The sequence below is a fragment of the Kitasatospora sp. NPDC058170 genome (assembly GCF_042883905.1).
GTDB lineage: Bacteria > Actinomycetota > Actinomycetes > Streptomycetales > Streptomycetaceae > Kitasatospora.
The window spans coordinates 13,173-27,694 of the sequence record NZ_JBHVUV010000047.1; the positions used below are offsets into that span (position 1 = coordinate 13,173).

Here is a 14,522-nt window from a genome sequence, read left to right on the forward strand (position 1 = left end):
CGGATCGTCATATCGTCTCGGAAATCCCGTTCCCCGGCGTGCGGTGTGTCCGTGTCGTCGCCCATCGCAACGCTGTCCCTGGTCGGTTCGGCCCTCATGGCAAGCAGCCCAGGGTCTGATCCGAGGCGGCCCCACCCCCGCCGATCGGCCCGTGGTGGGCCTCCGACGGCCGTGTTAGCTTCCGGCCATGGGATCACGTGGGGCGGCGGCGAACGAGGCGATCGAGGGGTTACGGGAGCTGGCCGGGGGCGGCCTGGAGGCGGCCGAGGTCTTCCGCAGAGCCGACGAACTGCTGCGCGGGGTCCTGGAGTTCGATGCCGTCTGCTGGCACACCGCCGATCCGGCGACCGGCCTGGTCAACTCCGTCCTGAGCGACGACCTCAGCCTCGACCGGTTCCAGGACGCCGTCCGGCTGGAGGTCTGGGTCGACGACGTCGCGACCTTCCCCAAGATCCGCCGCGCCGGGGTCCGGGCCGAGACGCTGAGCCGGGTGACCAGGGGGCGGCCCGAAAGCAGTGCGCGCTTCCGCGAGCAGATCGACCCGGCGGGGTTCGGCGACGAGCTGCGCACCGTGTTCGACGCGCACGGCGGGATGTGGGGCTGTGCGGCGTTCATGCGGGCGCGGGACCGCGGCCCGTACCTCGGGCGCCAGCGCCAGCTCGCCGACACCGCCGCCCGGCACCTGGGCCACGCGCTGCGGGCCTGCCACCTCCCGCAGGTGGGGGAGGCGTCCGAGGGCTCGTCCGAGGGGCCCGCGGTGCTGGTGCTGGGCTCGGCGAACCAGCCGCTGGCGGTGTCCGGTCCGGCCGAGGAGCTGCTGGCCCGGCTGGCCGACCCCTCGCCGTCGGCGCTCTCGGTGCCGACCGCCTTCGCGATCGCCGCCGAGCAGGCGCGCCGGGCGGCGTGCGGACTGGCGGCCTCGGAGGCCAAGATCCGGGTGCAGACCCGGGAGGGGCGCTGGTTCGTCCTGCACGCCGCGCCGCTGGAGGGGTCGGCGGGCGGCGAGGTGACGGTGGTCGCGTCCCCGGCCTCGCCGTCCGACGCGATGCCGCTCTACCTGTCCGCGTACGGGCTGACCGGGCGGGAGCAGGAGGTGGCCCTGCTGCTGGTCCGCGGCTGCGACACCCGGGACATCGCCCGGCTGTTGGCGATGACGCCGTACACCGTGCAGGACCATCTGAAGTCGGTCTTCGCCAAGGCGGGGGTGGCCAGCCGGCGTGAGCTGGTGGCGCGGATCATGCTCGCCGGCGGGCCCTGATCCGTTGTTCGCCCGGCGCGGGCTTGCTGGGGCGGGGCGGGGCGGACGGCCTCGGGCCGGTGCCCGGGCGGCCGGATCCGGCGCCTCGGTGGCCGGTCATGACCGGTCTAGACCTCTACCTATAGGTCTAGACCGGTAAAGCCCCCCGATCCGCCACGGGCGTGCCATAGCCTGACCGTCGACCGCCGGGAAGCGGTGGATCGACAGCGGAGGGTGATATGAATTCGCTTGCCTCGAAGGCTCGTTGGATGGGATCACTGGTGGCGGCGGGGGTGCTGTTGCTGACGGCGACGGGTGCTTCCGGGGTGGCGGCCGCCGAGCCGGTGCAGGGCGCCGAACCCGGAGCGACCGCCGTGGGGTGGCGCGCGCTCGGACTGGCGGTCAGCCCGGAGGGCGCCAGGGCGTACGTCGTGGCCGCCGACCGGGTGGGCAGCGGCTCCTCCGTGGTGCTGAGGACGGTCGACACCGCGACCGGTGCGGTCGTCGGGCAGCTGACGCTGGCCGAGGACGGGACCGCGGGCCGCCCGGTGGTCAGCCCGGACGGCCGACGGGTCTACCTGGTGGTGTCCGAGCGGCTGGTCGCCGTCGACACCGCCACCAATACCGTGGTCTCCCGGACTCCGGCGCCGGACCAGCCGCGACCGGCCGGCTGGAGCCAGGGGCGGTTGACCGGACTCGCGGTCAGCCCGGACGGGTCGAAGGTCTACCTGGACCAGTACGGACCGGAGGGCGCCGGTGAGGGTGTCGGAACGGGCCGGGTCCTGGTCTTCGGCACGCAGCAGGGCGCGTTCACCGGCGCCGTGCCGGTGGGCGGCCACACCGTGGACGCCATCGCCCTCCAGGCCGGCGGCGCGGGCGCGTACGTCAGCACCGACCAGGGCCTCCAGCACCTGGACACCACCGGGGCCGTCCCCGCCGTGGTCGGGACCGTCACCCGGATCGGCGCCAGCAGCGAACTGGCGGTGTCCTCCGACGGCATCCGCCTCTACGCGCTGGGCGCGCAGGCCAGCAGCGGTACCGGCTTCGAGGTCAATGTCATCGACGACACCGCCAGGCCCGCCTTCACCTTCGGCTCGGGCTGGGTCGACGTGCACTACGTCTCGGTGAGCCCGGACGGCGGCCGGCTGTACCTGCTCAAGGACGGCTGGACCCCGCAGGCCTCGGTGCTCTCCTACGACACCGCGACCAACACCGCCGTCCCGGCGGAGACGCGGACCGGCTTCGCCCTGGACGGGGTGTCGGCCGCGGCGGTGGCCCCCGGCGGCCGCACCCTCTACGTCGCGGGCGTCCGCGGTGACACCGCCTACCTGAAGTCCGTCCGGCTCTGATCCCCTGATCCCGTGGTGGCCTGACCCCCTGTCCTGCCGGACCAGTCGCGGCAGCCGTAACTGCCAAGCACCACAACCGGGTTGTCAGGGCCGGGCCAGGTGTTCCAGCAGGAGTTCGGAGAGGCGGTCGGGGGTGCGGAGGGGCAGGTAGTGGTCGGCGTCCGGGATCAGTCGGCTCCGGGCGCCGGGGATGTCGGCGGCGAGGCGCTCGGCGATCACGCCGATCTCCGGGTGGTCGCGGTCGCCGTGGACCACCAGCGTCGGTGCGGTGACGGTGCCGAGGCGTGCTTCGGCGTCGCCGTCCGCGGAGGGCGCGAGGTGCTGTTCGGCGGCGATGCGCCGTACCGCGTTGTCCGCCACCATCGCCTCGACGAGCTCCCCTCCGGGGGCCGTGCGGCCCAGGGAGGCCCAGATCGACAGCTCCAGCTCGGCCAGGCGTGCCGTGTCCTGCTCCCGGCGGGCCGTGGCGTAGGCCGACAGTTCGGGAGTCGACGGCCAGTCGTGTCCGCCGACCGATGCCCCGACCAGGGCCAGGGAGGCGACCCGGCCGGGGTGGGCGAGGGCGAAGTCGAGCGAGGTCTCCCCGCCCATGCTCAGCCCGACCAGCGCGGCCCGGTGGAGGCCGAAGTGGTCGAGGACGACGAGCAGGTCGTCGACGTCGCTGAACGGCGCCGCCGGTGGGGTGGAGCGGCCCAGGCCGCGGGCGTCGTAGCGGATCACCTCATGGCGCCCGGCCAGCAGCGGAACGACCGAGTCCCACAGCCGGGAGTCCATTCCGGCGCCGTGCAGCAGCACCACCGGGCTGCCGGTGCCGCGGTGGTCGGCCCACAGGTGACCGCCGCCGGGGACGGGGATGCGGACTTCGCGTGCGGGCGCGGCAGCCGGGTCGGTGGTGTGCGTTGTCATACCGCGATGATCTCAGAGCGTTCGGCGGCGTCCCCGGCTGCCCGTCCCGCCCGCCGCGCGCCACACGCCCGAGAGACCGGGATACAGGCCCACGGAAGGTGGCGCGGCCGGCGGTTGAGGGTCCGTCAGGAGTCGGCGGGAGAGAGCTCGGCCATCTCGGACCAGCCGTCCACGGGGGCGTCGACGTAGATGATCTGCGGCTTGGTGGCGATCGTGCCGGGGAGCGCGGCCATCGCGGTCTTGAAGTGCTCGGAGTTCACGTGGACCGCGCCGGCCTCGGCGGACTCGAACGCCTCCAGCAGGACGTACTGGTCGGGGTTCTCGACACTGCGGGACCACTCGAAGAAGACATTGCCCGGCTCCTCGCGGGTGGCCCTGGTGAACTCCGCCACCTGGCTCATCCAGGTCTCGCTGAACTCGGGCCGGGCGGTGAACTTGACGGTGATCAGGATCATGGGGTGCTTTCCTCGCTAGGCGGCCGTCCCGGGTACGGGTGGCGAGGCGGAGCCGGTCGGCCGGCCTCGCAGGACGGCCAGGTCAGACCGCCACCCTATCGGGCCGCCCCGCCGCACAGCCCGGCCCACCGCCGAAGGGTCCCGGTGTCGACGGCGAACGGGCGGCTGCCCGTGTCCGCTCCCGCCCTGCCGCGTTTCCGGCGGACAGGGCGGGGTCGAGGCCGCTGCGGGGAGGGTTGACGCCGGGCGTGCGGCGCGGTGCCATGAACTCGGGCGAAGGGGGTGCACGGTGGCCGACGAGGACAGCGACACTGGGGGCCGGGGCGACGGGGGAGACGGTGATCGGCCGGATCGCCGGCGGGGCCCGGATCGTCCAGGACCGGAGGACACTTTCTGGCTGGTGGCGCTCGGGGTGATCGTGGTGGCCCTTTTCCTGATCGGCTTCCTGTCCGGGACGGACACCGGGTCCGCGAACCAGGACGGGTACACCGGCTGGCACTGAGCGGGTGAGCCGCGCTCCCGTGGACGGCCCCGGGCCCGGACGGGAACCTCTGTTCGTTAGCTGACAACGGGGGGTCGTCCGGGCCCTCCGTCGGGCCGGCCGGAGGGGAAGCAGCGGTGAGCGTCGAGGAGACGACCGAGAGCAGTGAGTCGGCCGGGAGCGGTGAAGCGGCCGTGCCCGGTGAGGCGGCGGAGGGCGACCGGGTGAAGCCGGAGCGGCGCAAACGGCCGTTCTGGAAGGAGCTGCCGGTCCTGGTGGTCGTCGCGCTGCTGCTCTCACTCGCCATCAAGACCTTCTTCGTCCAGGCCTTCTCGATCCCCTCGGGCTCGATGGAGCACACCCTGGAGAAGGGTGACCGGGTGCTGGTCGACAAGTTCACCCCGTGGTTCGGCGCCGAGCCGGAGCGCGGTGAGGTGGTGGTCTTCCGGGATCCGGGCGGCTGGCTGGACGGTCCGTCCGGTCCGTCCGGCAACGCCGTGCTGCGCGGTGTCCAGACGGCGCTGAGCGTGGTCGGCCTGATGCCCTCGGCGGACGAGAAGGACCTGATCAAGCGGGTGATCGCGGTCGGCGGCGACACCGTGGAGTGTACGAGCGGCAGTCCGGTGAAGGTGAACGGCGTCGCGCTGAACGAGCCCTACCTCTACCCGGGTTCGACGCCCTGCGACAACGAGCCGGTCGGCACGGTCACGGTGCCCAAGGACCACCTCTGGGTGATGGGCGACCACCGCAACAACTCCCGGGACTCCCGCTACCACCTGAAGGACGCGAGCGGAGGGTTCGTCCCGGTGGAGAACGTCGTCGGCCGGGCCTTCGTGGTGGCCTGGCCGCTGACGAACTGGGACACCCTGCCCGTCCCCGACACCTTCGACCGGACCCCGCCGGGTGCCGCGGACCCGCTGGACACCCCGCCGCCCCCGGAGGCCGCCGCGATGGCCGCCGCCGTCCCGCTGGTGCTGTGGGGCCGCCGGCGCCGCCGGAAGTGACGCGGCGCCGGTCGCGATCCGGACGATCCGGTCGTCGTCCCCGTGCGCGATCAGGACCGGGACGTCGATCCGCCTGAGGTTCCCGGCGAGGCCGGTCCCGGAGAACCGGCAGGCGTGGAGCTGCGAGCGACCGCCGTCCACCCCGGCGCGGATGCCGTCGAAGGCCTCGATCGTGGGTGCCCTCCGGGCTGCCGGGGCTCCTGAGCACGGCGGGCCTGCTGCGGTCGGGTTCGCCCTCGGCCCGGCGGGGCGGGGGCTCGATTCGGCCACATCCGCAGGGTTCGGCCTCATGACGTCCCCGAATTAGTCATGATCACGTCATGGTCCGCCCGGGAAACCGCAGCACCCACGTGGAGGTTCTTCGTGTCATCGCCTGACGACGTCGTCGCCGAACTGTTCGCCGACCGGGACTACGCGGGCAGGAGCATGGCCGTCAGAAAGTCCGACCTCGTCGCCGGGGTGTACGGTGGGCGGCCGGAGTGCCGCGTCTACGGCGAGCAGTTGAGGGAGACGATCGGCAACCGCACGGTCGCCTCCCTCCGGGTGGCCGACGGCTACGAGGTCGCGCTGTACGACCACGACGGCGACGGGGACCGCGACAGGCACCGGACCGACTGTCCGCAGCTGCTGAACGCCTTCAGCGACAGGGCGTCCTCCTTCACCGTCGTCGGGGTGAACCCCTCCGCGGGGGCGGTGGCGGAGCCGCTGTCCGACGGCCGGTACCACATCGTCCACCACCTCGACCACGACTACTTCCTGACCATGGGTCCCGCCCTGGAACCGGGGGTCCGGCTGCAACGGGTCGGCGGAGTCGGCGCGCAGCACCCCGAGCACGGGAAGTGGCAGGCGGCGGCGACCGGGAGCGGCACCTACACCTTCCGCAACATCGTGACGGGCCGTTACCTCGGCGCGCCGGGCGGGGCGATCGCCTGGGGCGAGGCCGACCCCACCGAGTGGGTGCTGCTGCTCCACTGGAGCGGCGGGTACTACATCGCGCTGGCCCAGGATCCGGAGTACGCGGTGGGTTCGCGGTCGCTGGCGCTGCCCTCCAACCGGGCGGACCTCCTGTGGACAGGGGAGCGGCAGGGCCCTCGGGCCTTCCTCTTCCACGAGACGGGCGAGTAGCAGGAGCGGCCGACCGACCGGAGCCCGCCGTCCGGGCCGGGCCGCAACCGGGGCCTCCGCCGACGCGTCCCCAGGGCCATGACCACCTCCCTCCGTCCGCCGTCGGCCCCGCAGTCCGAGACGCCACCCGGCGCGCGCGGTCCGGCCCTACTGCGCCGGTCGGCGTCGGTCGGCGTCGTCCTGCCGGGAAACCAGGTTGACCCGTGGTGAAGGATGAGAGCGTGATCGCCAAGGAACGCGCCGTCGAGCTCGTCGAGTCCTTCCTGGCCGGCGAGCGGCTGACCTGGCCGTGGAGCGGGCCGGTCCCCGAGCTGGCCGTCTGCCAGGTGGAGGAACACTCCGTCGGCTGGCTCGTCTTCTGGAACGTGGCGGAGTCCGCCCGTACCCGTGACACACGCGGCGGCGACCTCGTCAGTGGCCACTACCTGGTGGACCGGTACGACGGGAGCATCCACTACGTCCCCGGCGCCGGGTGGTTGGACGAGGGCTGGGAGGAGGACTACCTCCTGCGGACCAAGGGCATCAGACGCCCGGATCCGCTGGCCTCCGCCGTTCGCGGGCTGGTGGCCTCCGCCGGGGTCGTGGCCGCGATGGGCCATCTGCGCAGGAAGGCCCCGCGACTGAGCCTGCAGCAGGCGAAGGCCTACGTCACGGCTGTTCGGGACGGCGCCGAACCACCGGAAGAGCTGGCGAGCCTGACCCGCAAAGAGCCGAGATGGCCGATTCTGCCCATCGAAACGGTGGCCGGCCCGGTCCAGTAGGTCCAGTAGGGGCCGGTCCCGGACCGCGGTGGACACCCTCGACGGTCCCGCCGGCCTGTCACCGGGCGAGGTACCACCACCCGGTCAGCCGGGGCGGCGACTCCGTCGGCGGCATCGTCCCAGGTGGGCGGCGGTGCGTGGGACCGGCCGGGCCGCCCTATGCTGGCGCCATGACAGAGCTTCCCGGCTTCGCCGATCTGGCGGCCCGACTGCTGGACCACCACGGCCTGGAGCCCGCCGACCTGGCCCGCCGGGCGGAGGTCGCCGGGGCCGAGCTGGCCGCGGTGCTGGACGGCGCCGCGCCGGACCAGGCGCTGCTGCGCCGGCTCGCGCCCGCGCTCGGCCTCGACACCGCCGACCTGTTCGAGATCGCGGCGCTCCCGCTGCCGGAGGACCTCGCGCCGGCCGGCGGGATGGCCACCACGTCGATCGTCGGCATCGTGCGGTTCGGCAAGGCGCTGCCTGCCGACCGGCGGGCCGAACTCCGCTCCTTCGTCGCGTCGTTGCCGCCCACCCGGCAGACCGGACGGATCGAGGGGCTGCCCGCCGCGGCCCCGGATCCGCGCTCGCCCGGGAACCTGCTGATGCGGATGGTCGCGGCACGCAACCTCGGGTGGACCGGCACGGCGAAGGTCTTCCGCCTGCTGACCGGCCGCCACTGGATGGCCGACGCCTACGGCCGGATCGCCACCGGCGCGGCCGCGCTGACGCCGGATCTGGTCGCCGACTTCGCGATCGTGCTGGGCCTGCCCGCCGACGGCCTGGCGGCCCTCCTCGGGATGCCGCTGGCACAGGAGGTGCCCCGGCCGGACGAGGCCGTCGCCGACAGCGCCCTGCTGCTGCGGGACCTGCGGCGACTGGGCGTCGAGCAGCTGCGCGAGGCCGAGGACCTGGCACGGGCACTGCAGCCCGCCTGACCCGGGCGGGGCGGCGGGCCCTGGCACGCTCCCGAGCCCAACGCGAGGACACCGCCGCTCCCCGGAGTGGGGCCACTTCGTCGGGATTGGCCCTGGTCGAGGCCGGCCGCGGCGGCCGATGATGGGCGGCATGAACGACTTCGACAGCGCGCTGCACCCCGAGAGCCGGATCGTCCACCCGCCCGTCGAGGAGGTGACCGGCAGCCGCCCGCTGGGCGTGCCGCTGCACCAGAGCCACCTGTTCGCCTTCGAGGACACCGACTCGCTGACCCGTGCCTTCACCGGACCGGACCAGGCGTTCTTCTACAACCGCTACGGCAACCCGACGGTCCGCTCGCTGGAGAAGGCGGTCGCCGGACTGGAGGGCGGCGCGGGTGCGATCGCCACCGCCTCCGGCATGGGCGCGATCAACACCGTGCTGCTCGCCCTGCTGAGCTCCGGCGACCACGTGATCGCCCAACAGAGCCTCTACGGCGGCACCTTCGCGATGCTCGCCGACCTGTCCCGGCGCTGGGGCGTGGAGGTGACGCACGTACGGGGCGACGACCCGGACGAGGTGCGGGCGGCGCTGCGCCCCAACACCCGGCTGCTGCACCTGGAGACCATCTCCAACCCGACCACCCGGGTCACCGACCTCCCCGGTCTGATCGGCGTCGCCAGGGAGGCGGGGGTGGTCAGCGTCGTGGACAACACCTTCGCGACCCCGCTGCTCTGCCGGCCGATCGAGCACGGCGCCGACATCGTGGTCCACTCGGCCACCAAGTACCTCGGCGGCCACTCCGACGTGCTGGCCGGTCTCGCCGTCTTCGCCGACGCCGAACTGCACCACACCGTCTGGCGGTACGCCATCGAGCTGGGCGCCTCGGCCGACCCGAACAGCGCCTGGCTGACGCTGCGCGGCCTGCAGACCCTCGGGCTGCGGGTCCGCCGCCACAGCGAGACCGCGCTGGACCTGGCCGGCCGGCTGGCCGCCCACCCGGCCGTCACCGCCGTCCACTACCCGGGCCTGCCCGCCCATCCGGACCACGAGCTCGCCCGCCGGCTGCTGCCGCAGGGCCACGGCGGGGTCCTCGCCTTCGACCTGGCCGGCGGCCGGGAGGCGGCCCGGACCTTCACCGAGGCGGTGCGGCTGGCCTCGCTCGCCCCCTCGCTCGGCGGGGTGCACACCCTCGTCCTCCACCCGGCCAGCACCTCGCACCGCCAGCTCGACGACGCGGAGCTGGCCGCGGCCGGCATCGGTGCCGGCACCGTCCGGGTCGCGGTGGGCATCGAGCACCCGGAGGACCTCTGGGCCGACCTGGAGCAGGCGCTGGCCAAGCTCTGACCCCTCCCACTGCCCGGCGGGCCGCCCCGGCCGGTTCCGCTCAGGCTCCCGCCAGGGCTCCCCTCCCGCCAAGGCTCCCGCCAGGGCTCCCGGCGAAGGCTCGCGCTCCTGCTACCGGGCCCGCGGCCGGGCCGCCAGCAGCGCGATGTCGTCCTCGGCGGTCTGCGCGGACGGCCCGTCCGGCGCCAGCGCGTGCAGCACGGCGTCCAGCAGGTCGTCCAACTCGCCCCCGGCGGGCAGCCGCAGGGCGGCGAGCCGGTCGAGCGAGACGTCGATGTCCTCGTCCCGCCGCTCCACCAGTCCGTCGGTGTACAGCAGCAGGGTCTGCCGGGGCAGCAGCTCCCGGGTCACCTGCTCGTAGCCGCCGAACCCGGTGCCGAGCGGCGGGCCGGTGGGGATGCGCAGCAGTTCGGTGGGCCGGTCGGGGGTGATCAGGGCCGGCGGCAGGTGGCCGGCGCTGGAGAGCGTCCAGCGGCCCCGGCCCGGGTCGGCCAGCGCGAGCAGGCAGGTCGCCGGGCGGGCCGACTCGTTGGCCGAGATCACGGTGTCCAGCTGGCGCAGGATCCGGTGCGGGGGCAGGTCCATGCCCGCGACGTCCCGCAGCGTGGACCGGTAGGTGCTCATGTCGACGGCCGCCTCGACGCCGTGCCCCATCACGTCGCCCATCACCAGCAGGGTCCGGCCGAACGGCAGCCGCACCGTCTCGTACCAGTCGCCGCCGACCACCGAGGCGGTGCCGGACGGGAGGTAGCGGGAGGCCAGCTCCAGGTTCTGGTGCGGGTTGCCGGGCTCGCTGAGCAGGGCCCGCTGGAGTTCCAGGGCGATGCCCTGGGAGCGCGTGTAGCGGCGGGCGTTGTCGATGCCGGTCGCGGCGCGGGCGGCCAGGTCGCCGATCAGCACGGCCTCGTCCGGGGTGAAGGGCGGTGAGGCGGCGAGCCGGGCCAGCGTCAGCAGCCCGATCACCTGGCCCCGGGCGGTGAGCGGCACCACCAGCAGCGAGGCGACCCCGGCCGCCCGGTAGGCGGCGAGGCTGGCCGGGTCCGGGGCCGCGGCGGCGAGCTCCTCGTCCGGGAGCCGGACGGCGAGCACGGCGGCGCCGGTGGCCAGGCTGCGGGCGGCGGCCGAGCCCTCCCGGTAGCGGACCGACTCGCCGGGGCGGGCGAGCGGGCCGATGTCCGCGTGCAGTCCGGCGGCGCAGTCGACGGCCGTCCGGCCGAGCCGCAGTGCCGAGGTGTGGCCGGAGCGGACGGTGGCGTCGGACGCCAGCACGTCGACGGTGACCAGGTCGGCCAGGTCGGGGACGGCGAAGGCGGCCAGCTCGGCGCAGGTGGTGCCGACGTCCAGGGTGGTGCCGATCCGCTCGGCGGCCGCGTCGAGCAGGGCCAGCCGGGCGCGGGCCTGCTCCAGCGCGTGCAGCCGCTGCCGGTCCGGGTCGGGGTCGTCCAGCACGGCGACGACCACGCCCGTCACCCGCCCGGCGCGCTCCAGCGGGCGGTAGCGGACCCGCAGGCCGGGCGGCACCGGGGCGGCGGGGCCGTCGGGCCCGCCGGCGACCCGCTCGCGGCTCCGTCCGTCGGCGAGCACCCGGCGCAGCGTGCCGGCGGCGCCGGCGAAGGGGGTGTCCTCGACCGGGCGCCCGAGCAGGTCGGCCCGGCGCAGGGTGGTCGCGGTCGTGAACGCCGCGTTGAGGTACTGCCAGCGCAGCCGCTCGTCCAGCAGGGCCACCCCGACCGGGGCGGTCGCGAGCACCTCGCGGAGCAGATCCGGGCTGTCGCTCTCCGTCGCCATGGCCTTGTGCGCCGTGGCGAGGGGGCCGCCGCGTGGGCCCGGACCCGCCGGTGCGGCGCTCTCTCCTCCGTTGCCGTGCCGGAACCGCATACGCCCATGATCACGCGTCGGACGGGGGCGCGCCCACACCTCGACGAAAGCTTGACCGGGCGGTGGCGGTGTTGTGACCCGTCGTGCACCCCGTGTACCCGGTGTGTACCGGCCGCGTATCCGGTGCCGCCCGGCAGGCCGGGCCCGGCAGGTCGGTCCGGGCTCCTCCGGCGGGTCGGTCCAGGCTCCTGGGGCGGGCCGGCTCAGGCCTTCGGCAGGTCGGCTCAGGCCGTCGGCGGGTCGGCCGGCGGCTGCTTGAGCTTGGCCCAGATGCCCTCCAGGGCCGCGATGTCCTGCTCGTCCAGCCGGTCGTCGAAGGCCTCGGCGAGGGCCGCGCGGCGGGTGGCGTCGGCGGCGGCGAAGGCCTCCCGCCCGGCCGGGGTCAGGGTGATCCGCACCGAGCGGGCGTCGGTGGGGGAGGGCGCGCGCTCGACCAGGCCGCGCGCCTGCAGGGAGTCGGCGACCCGGGAGACCTGGCTGCGACTGAGCAGGGTCACCGCGCCGAGGTCGGAGGCGGCGACCGGCCCGTCCTGGGCGTGCAGCCAGAGCATCACCTCGAACCAGGAGAGCGGCAGGTCGTGCGCCCGGCCCAGGGCCTGGTCGACCCGGGCGCTGAGGGTGGCCCCGGCCCAGACGAGGCCGTAGAAGGCGTGGTCGCGGGCGGTGAGGTCTCCGAGAGTGAGGTCGGTGCGCGCCATGCCCGGCACTCTACCCGTTTGCGTGTGCGTGCACACGGTCCTATGGTGTGTGCGCACGCACATAAAGCCGAACCCCTCGGGAGCGCCCGCATGACCACCACCCGCACCGTCCTGATCACCGGCACCTCCTCCGGCATCGGCCTGGCCGCCGCCGTCGCCGCCGCCCGCGCCGGCCACCACGTCGTCGCGACCATGCGGGACACCGCCCGCTCCGGCGCGCTCACCGAGGCCGCCGCCGAGGCCGGCGTCGCCGACCGGATCGAGGTCGCCCGGCTGGACGTCACCGACCCCGCCTCCGTCGCCGCCTGCCTGGACGAGGTCATCGCCCGGCACGGCCGGCTCGACGCCGTGGTCAACAACGCCGGCGCCGGGTACGTCGGCACCGTCGAGCAGGACGGCCTCGACCCCGTCCGGGCCACCATGGAGGTCAACTTCTTCGGCGTCGTCGAGGTCACCCGGGCCGCACTGCCGCACCTGCGGGCCGCCGGCGGCCGGGTCGTCACCGTCACCAGCGTCGGCGGCGTGATCGGCCAGCCCTTCAACGAGGCCTACTGCGCCGCCAAGTTCGCCGTCGAGGGCTTCATGGAGTCGCTGGCCCCGGTCGCCGCGACCGTCGGCGTCCACGTCACCGTGGTCGAGCCGGGCGCCGTGGCCAGCGAGTTCGTCGCCAGCCAGGGCATCGACCTGCCCGCCCTGCTGACCGCCGCCGGCCCCTACGCCCCCGCCCTGCAGGCGTACGCCGAGCGCACCCGGGCCGCCTTCGACCAGGCCCAGACCGCCGAGCAGGCCGCCGAGGCGATCATCGACGCGCTGACCGCCGAGCAGCCGCCGTTCCGCGTCCAGACCTCCGACCGGGCCCGCGCCTTCGTCGGCGCCAAGCTCGCCGACCTGGACGGCTCCGCCGTGCAGCGCCTCACCGGCTCCTGGGTGGGCTGAGCCCGGCCTGCGGGTATTCCGGCCGATGAGCGGGTTGACGACCGGTCATACTTGGGCGTGCCTGAGCCCAGGCCGCAGGCGCCGCGAAGGGCGCCCTGCCGAGCGCCCGCGACCGGAGGACCCGATGACCCGCCACCTGCCGACCACTGTTCCGCCGGGCGGGGCGCCGGCGCAGCCGTGGAACCGGCAGCGGCTGCGCAGCAACAACGAATGGCTGCTGCTCGAACTGCTGCGCACCGGCGGACCCTCCTCCCGCGCCCAGCTCGCCCGGGACACGGGCCTCTCCAAGCCCACCGTCTCCACCGCGCTGGCCGCGCTGGAGCAGGCCGGGCTGGCCCGCGAGGCCGGCCGGTTCGTCCCCGAGCGCGGCCGGACGGCGGTGCTGTACGAGCCCGACCCCACCGCCGGCCACGTCCTCGGCGTGGACATCGGCCGGGCCCGGCTGCGCGTCGCGGTGGCGGACCTCGCCGGGCGGATCGTGGCCCGCCGGGACGTGCCCAACAAGGGCCGCTCCGCGAACGCGGTGGCCGACGCCGTGGTGGCGGCGGCCCGGGAGACCACCGCCGAGGCCGGGCTGGCCGCCCCCGAGATCGTCCACGCGGTGATCGGCACGCCGGGCGTCTGGGACGAGCGGCGGCGCGGCGTCCGCTACGCCACCAGCCTGCCCGGCTGGGGCAGACGCGGCCTCTTCGACCGGATCGCGGAGGGGCTGGAGACCGCCGTCACCGTCGGCAACGACGCCAACCTCGCCGCCCTCGGCGAGTTCACCCTCGGCGCCGGCCGCGGCAGCCGGATGTTCGCCTACCTGCTGATCGGCACCGGCCTCGGCGTCGGCGTCCTCAAGGACGGCGAACTGCTCTCCGGCGCCCACGGCGCGGCCGGCGAGGTCGGCCTGGTCCCGCTGCCCGCCCGCCCGGACGGCGGACCGGGCGGGACGATCGAGCAGTCGGCCGCCGCCGACGCGGTCGTCCGCACCGCGCTCGACCTCGGCATGCGCGGCCCGCTGACGGCCAAGCAGGTCTTCGACGCGGCCCGCGCCGGGGACGGGCTCGCCGCCGAGGCCGTGCAGCGGGAGGCCGAGCAGCTCGCCTACGCCGTCGCGGTGCTGTCCGCGATCCTCGACCCCGACCTCGTGGTGCTCGGCGGCGGCCTCGGCAACAGCGCCGACCTGCTCCTGGAGCCGCTGGAGCGGGCCCTGCACCGGCTGACCCCGCTGCGCCCCAGGCTCGCCCCCAGCGCGCTGGGCGAGGAGGCCGTCCTGCTCGGCGCCGTCGCCACCGCCCTGGAGACGGCCCGCCCCGAGGTCTTCGAACGCCGCTCGGCCCCGGACCACGGCACCGTGCTCTGAGCGGCCGACTGGCCGGTGCCGCGACCCCTGAGACGGCCCGACCGGCACGCGCCGCGACTCCTGAGACCGCCTGACGGCTGGAGTCGCGGCGCCCGCCCGCGGT

Annotated in this window: 13 protein-coding genes; 9 read left to right on the forward strand and 4 right to left on the reverse strand. The window is 74.9% G+C overall.

What is annotated here, in order from left to right; genetic code table 11:
• Window positions 1-187 precede the first annotated feature (187 nt).
• Both ACFVVX_RS35140 and ACFVVX_RS35145 read left to right on the forward strand, forming a co-directional pair.
• The gene (locus ACFVVX_RS35140) at window positions 188-1,258 is read left to right on the forward strand and encodes a LuxR C-terminal-related transcriptional regulator (protein WP_387951833.1); all 1,071 of its coding nucleotides are present in this window, start codon (window positions 188-190) and stop codon (window positions 1,256-1,258) included.
• Between the two features lie 248 nt (window positions 1,259-1,506).
• On the forward strand, window positions 1,507-2,586 hold the full coding sequence (locus ACFVVX_RS35145; protein ID WP_387951835.1) for a hypothetical protein: 1,080 nt from the start codon (window positions 1,507-1,509) through the stop codon (window positions 2,584-2,586).
• Window positions 2,587-2,670: 84 nt separating this feature from the next.
• On the opposite strand, the gene ACFVVX_RS35150 is transcribed toward ACFVVX_RS35145, so the two are convergent.
• Both ACFVVX_RS35150 and ACFVVX_RS35155 read right to left on the reverse strand, forming a co-directional pair.
• Complete coding sequence (locus ACFVVX_RS35150) at window positions 2,671-3,492, reverse strand: alpha/beta fold hydrolase (protein WP_387951836.1); 822 nt, start codon at window positions 3,490-3,492, stop codon at window positions 2,671-2,673.
• A gap of 125 nt (window positions 3,493-3,617) precedes the next feature.
• Entirely contained in the window at window positions 3,618-3,947 is a 330-nt protein-coding gene (locus ACFVVX_RS35155) for a putative quinol monooxygenase (RefSeq protein ID WP_387951837.1), read from the reverse strand.
• A gap of 618 nt (window positions 3,948-4,565) precedes the next feature.
• On the opposite strand from ACFVVX_RS35155, the gene lepB reads away from it, so the two are divergent.
• The 5 genes from lepB (at window position 4,566) to ACFVVX_RS35180 (ending at window position 9,559) form a co-directional block, all read left to right on the forward strand.
• Window positions 4,566-5,432 (forward strand): signal peptidase I, encoded by an 867-nt coding sequence (lepB, locus tag ACFVVX_RS35160; RefSeq protein ID WP_387951839.1) that lies wholly within the window; start codon window positions 4,566-4,568, stop codon window positions 5,430-5,432.
• Between the two features lie 363 nt (window positions 5,433-5,795).
• A complete protein-coding gene (locus tag ACFVVX_RS35165) occupies window positions 5,796-6,557 on the forward strand; it encodes a hypothetical protein (protein ID WP_387951841.1) in 762 nt (253 codons plus the stop codon).
• A gap of 206 nt (window positions 6,558-6,763) precedes the next feature.
• Complete coding sequence (locus ACFVVX_RS35170) at window positions 6,764-7,318, forward strand: hypothetical protein (RefSeq protein WP_387951843.1); 555 nt, start codon at window positions 6,764-6,766, stop codon at window positions 7,316-7,318.
• A 170-nt stretch (window positions 7,319-7,488) separates the two neighbouring features.
• Window positions 7,489-8,235, forward strand: coding sequence for a hypothetical protein (locus ACFVVX_RS35175; RefSeq protein WP_387951845.1), 747 nt, complete (start codon window positions 7,489-7,491; stop codon window positions 8,233-8,235).
• Window positions 8,236-8,365: 130 nt separating this feature from the next.
• A complete protein-coding gene (locus ACFVVX_RS35180; RefSeq protein ID WP_387951846.1) occupies window positions 8,366-9,559 on the forward strand; it encodes a trans-sulfuration enzyme family protein in 1,194 nt (397 codons plus the stop codon).
• A gap of 111 nt (window positions 9,560-9,670) precedes the next feature.
• On the opposite strand, the gene ACFVVX_RS35185 is transcribed toward ACFVVX_RS35180, so the two are convergent.
• Window positions 9,671-11,347, reverse strand: a complete 1,677-nt coding sequence (locus tag ACFVVX_RS35185; RefSeq protein WP_387951848.1) for a SpoIIE family protein phosphatase — start codon at window positions 11,345-11,347, stop codon at window positions 9,671-9,673.
• A 314-nt stretch (window positions 11,348-11,661) separates the two neighbouring features.
• Entirely contained in the window at window positions 11,662-12,135 is a 474-nt protein-coding gene (locus tag ACFVVX_RS35190) for a MarR family winged helix-turn-helix transcriptional regulator (RefSeq protein WP_387951849.1), read from the reverse strand.
• Between the two features lie 90 nt (window positions 12,136-12,225).
• Here ACFVVX_RS35190 and ACFVVX_RS35195 point away from each other — a divergent pair, with 90 nt between their 5' ends.
• Both ACFVVX_RS35195 and ACFVVX_RS35200 read left to right on the forward strand, forming a co-directional pair.
• Complete coding sequence (locus ACFVVX_RS35195; protein WP_387951851.1) at window positions 12,226-13,071, forward strand: SDR family NAD(P)-dependent oxidoreductase; 846 nt, start codon at window positions 12,226-12,228, stop codon at window positions 13,069-13,071.
• A gap of 124 nt (window positions 13,072-13,195) precedes the next feature.
• On the forward strand, window positions 13,196-14,419 hold the full coding sequence (locus ACFVVX_RS35200; protein ID WP_387951853.1) for an ROK family transcriptional regulator: 1,224 nt from the start codon (window positions 13,196-13,198) through the stop codon (window positions 14,417-14,419).
• Window positions 14,420-14,522 lie beyond the last annotated feature (103 nt).

Coding starts and splice junctions, on each gene's coding strand:
- ACFVVX_RS35195 (WP_387951851.1), top strand. CDS start 12,226: ATGACCACCACCCGCACCGTCCTGATCACCGGCACCTCCTCCGGCATC.
- ACFVVX_RS35190 (WP_387951849.1), bottom strand. CDS start 12,135: ATGGCGCGCACCGACCTCACTCTCGGAGACCTCACCGCCCGCGACCAC.
- ACFVVX_RS35150 (WP_387951836.1), bottom strand. CDS start 3,492: ATGACAACGCACACCACCGACCCGGCTGCCGCGCCCGCACGCGAAGTC.
- ACFVVX_RS35175 (WP_387951845.1), top strand. CDS start 7,489: ATGACAGAGCTTCCCGGCTTCGCCGATCTGGCGGCCCGACTGCTGGAC.
- ACFVVX_RS35185 (WP_387951848.1), bottom strand. CDS start 11,347: ATGGCGACGGAGAGCGACAGCCCGGATCTGCTCCGCGAGGTGCTCGCG.
- ACFVVX_RS35155 (WP_387951837.1), bottom strand. CDS start 3,947: ATGATCCTGATCACCGTCAAGTTCACCGCCCGGCCCGAGTTCAGCGAG.
- ACFVVX_RS35140 (WP_387951833.1), top strand. CDS start 188: ATGGGATCACGTGGGGCGGCGGCGAACGAGGCGATCGAGGGGTTACGG.
- ACFVVX_RS35145 (WP_387951835.1), top strand. CDS start 1,507: ATGGGATCACTGGTGGCGGCGGGGGTGCTGTTGCTGACGGCGACGGGT.
- ACFVVX_RS35200 (WP_387951853.1), top strand. CDS start 13,196: ATGACCCGCCACCTGCCGACCACTGTTCCGCCGGGCGGGGCGCCGGCG.
- ACFVVX_RS35180 (WP_387951846.1), top strand. CDS start 8,366: ATGAACGACTTCGACAGCGCGCTGCACCCCGAGAGCCGGATCGTCCAC.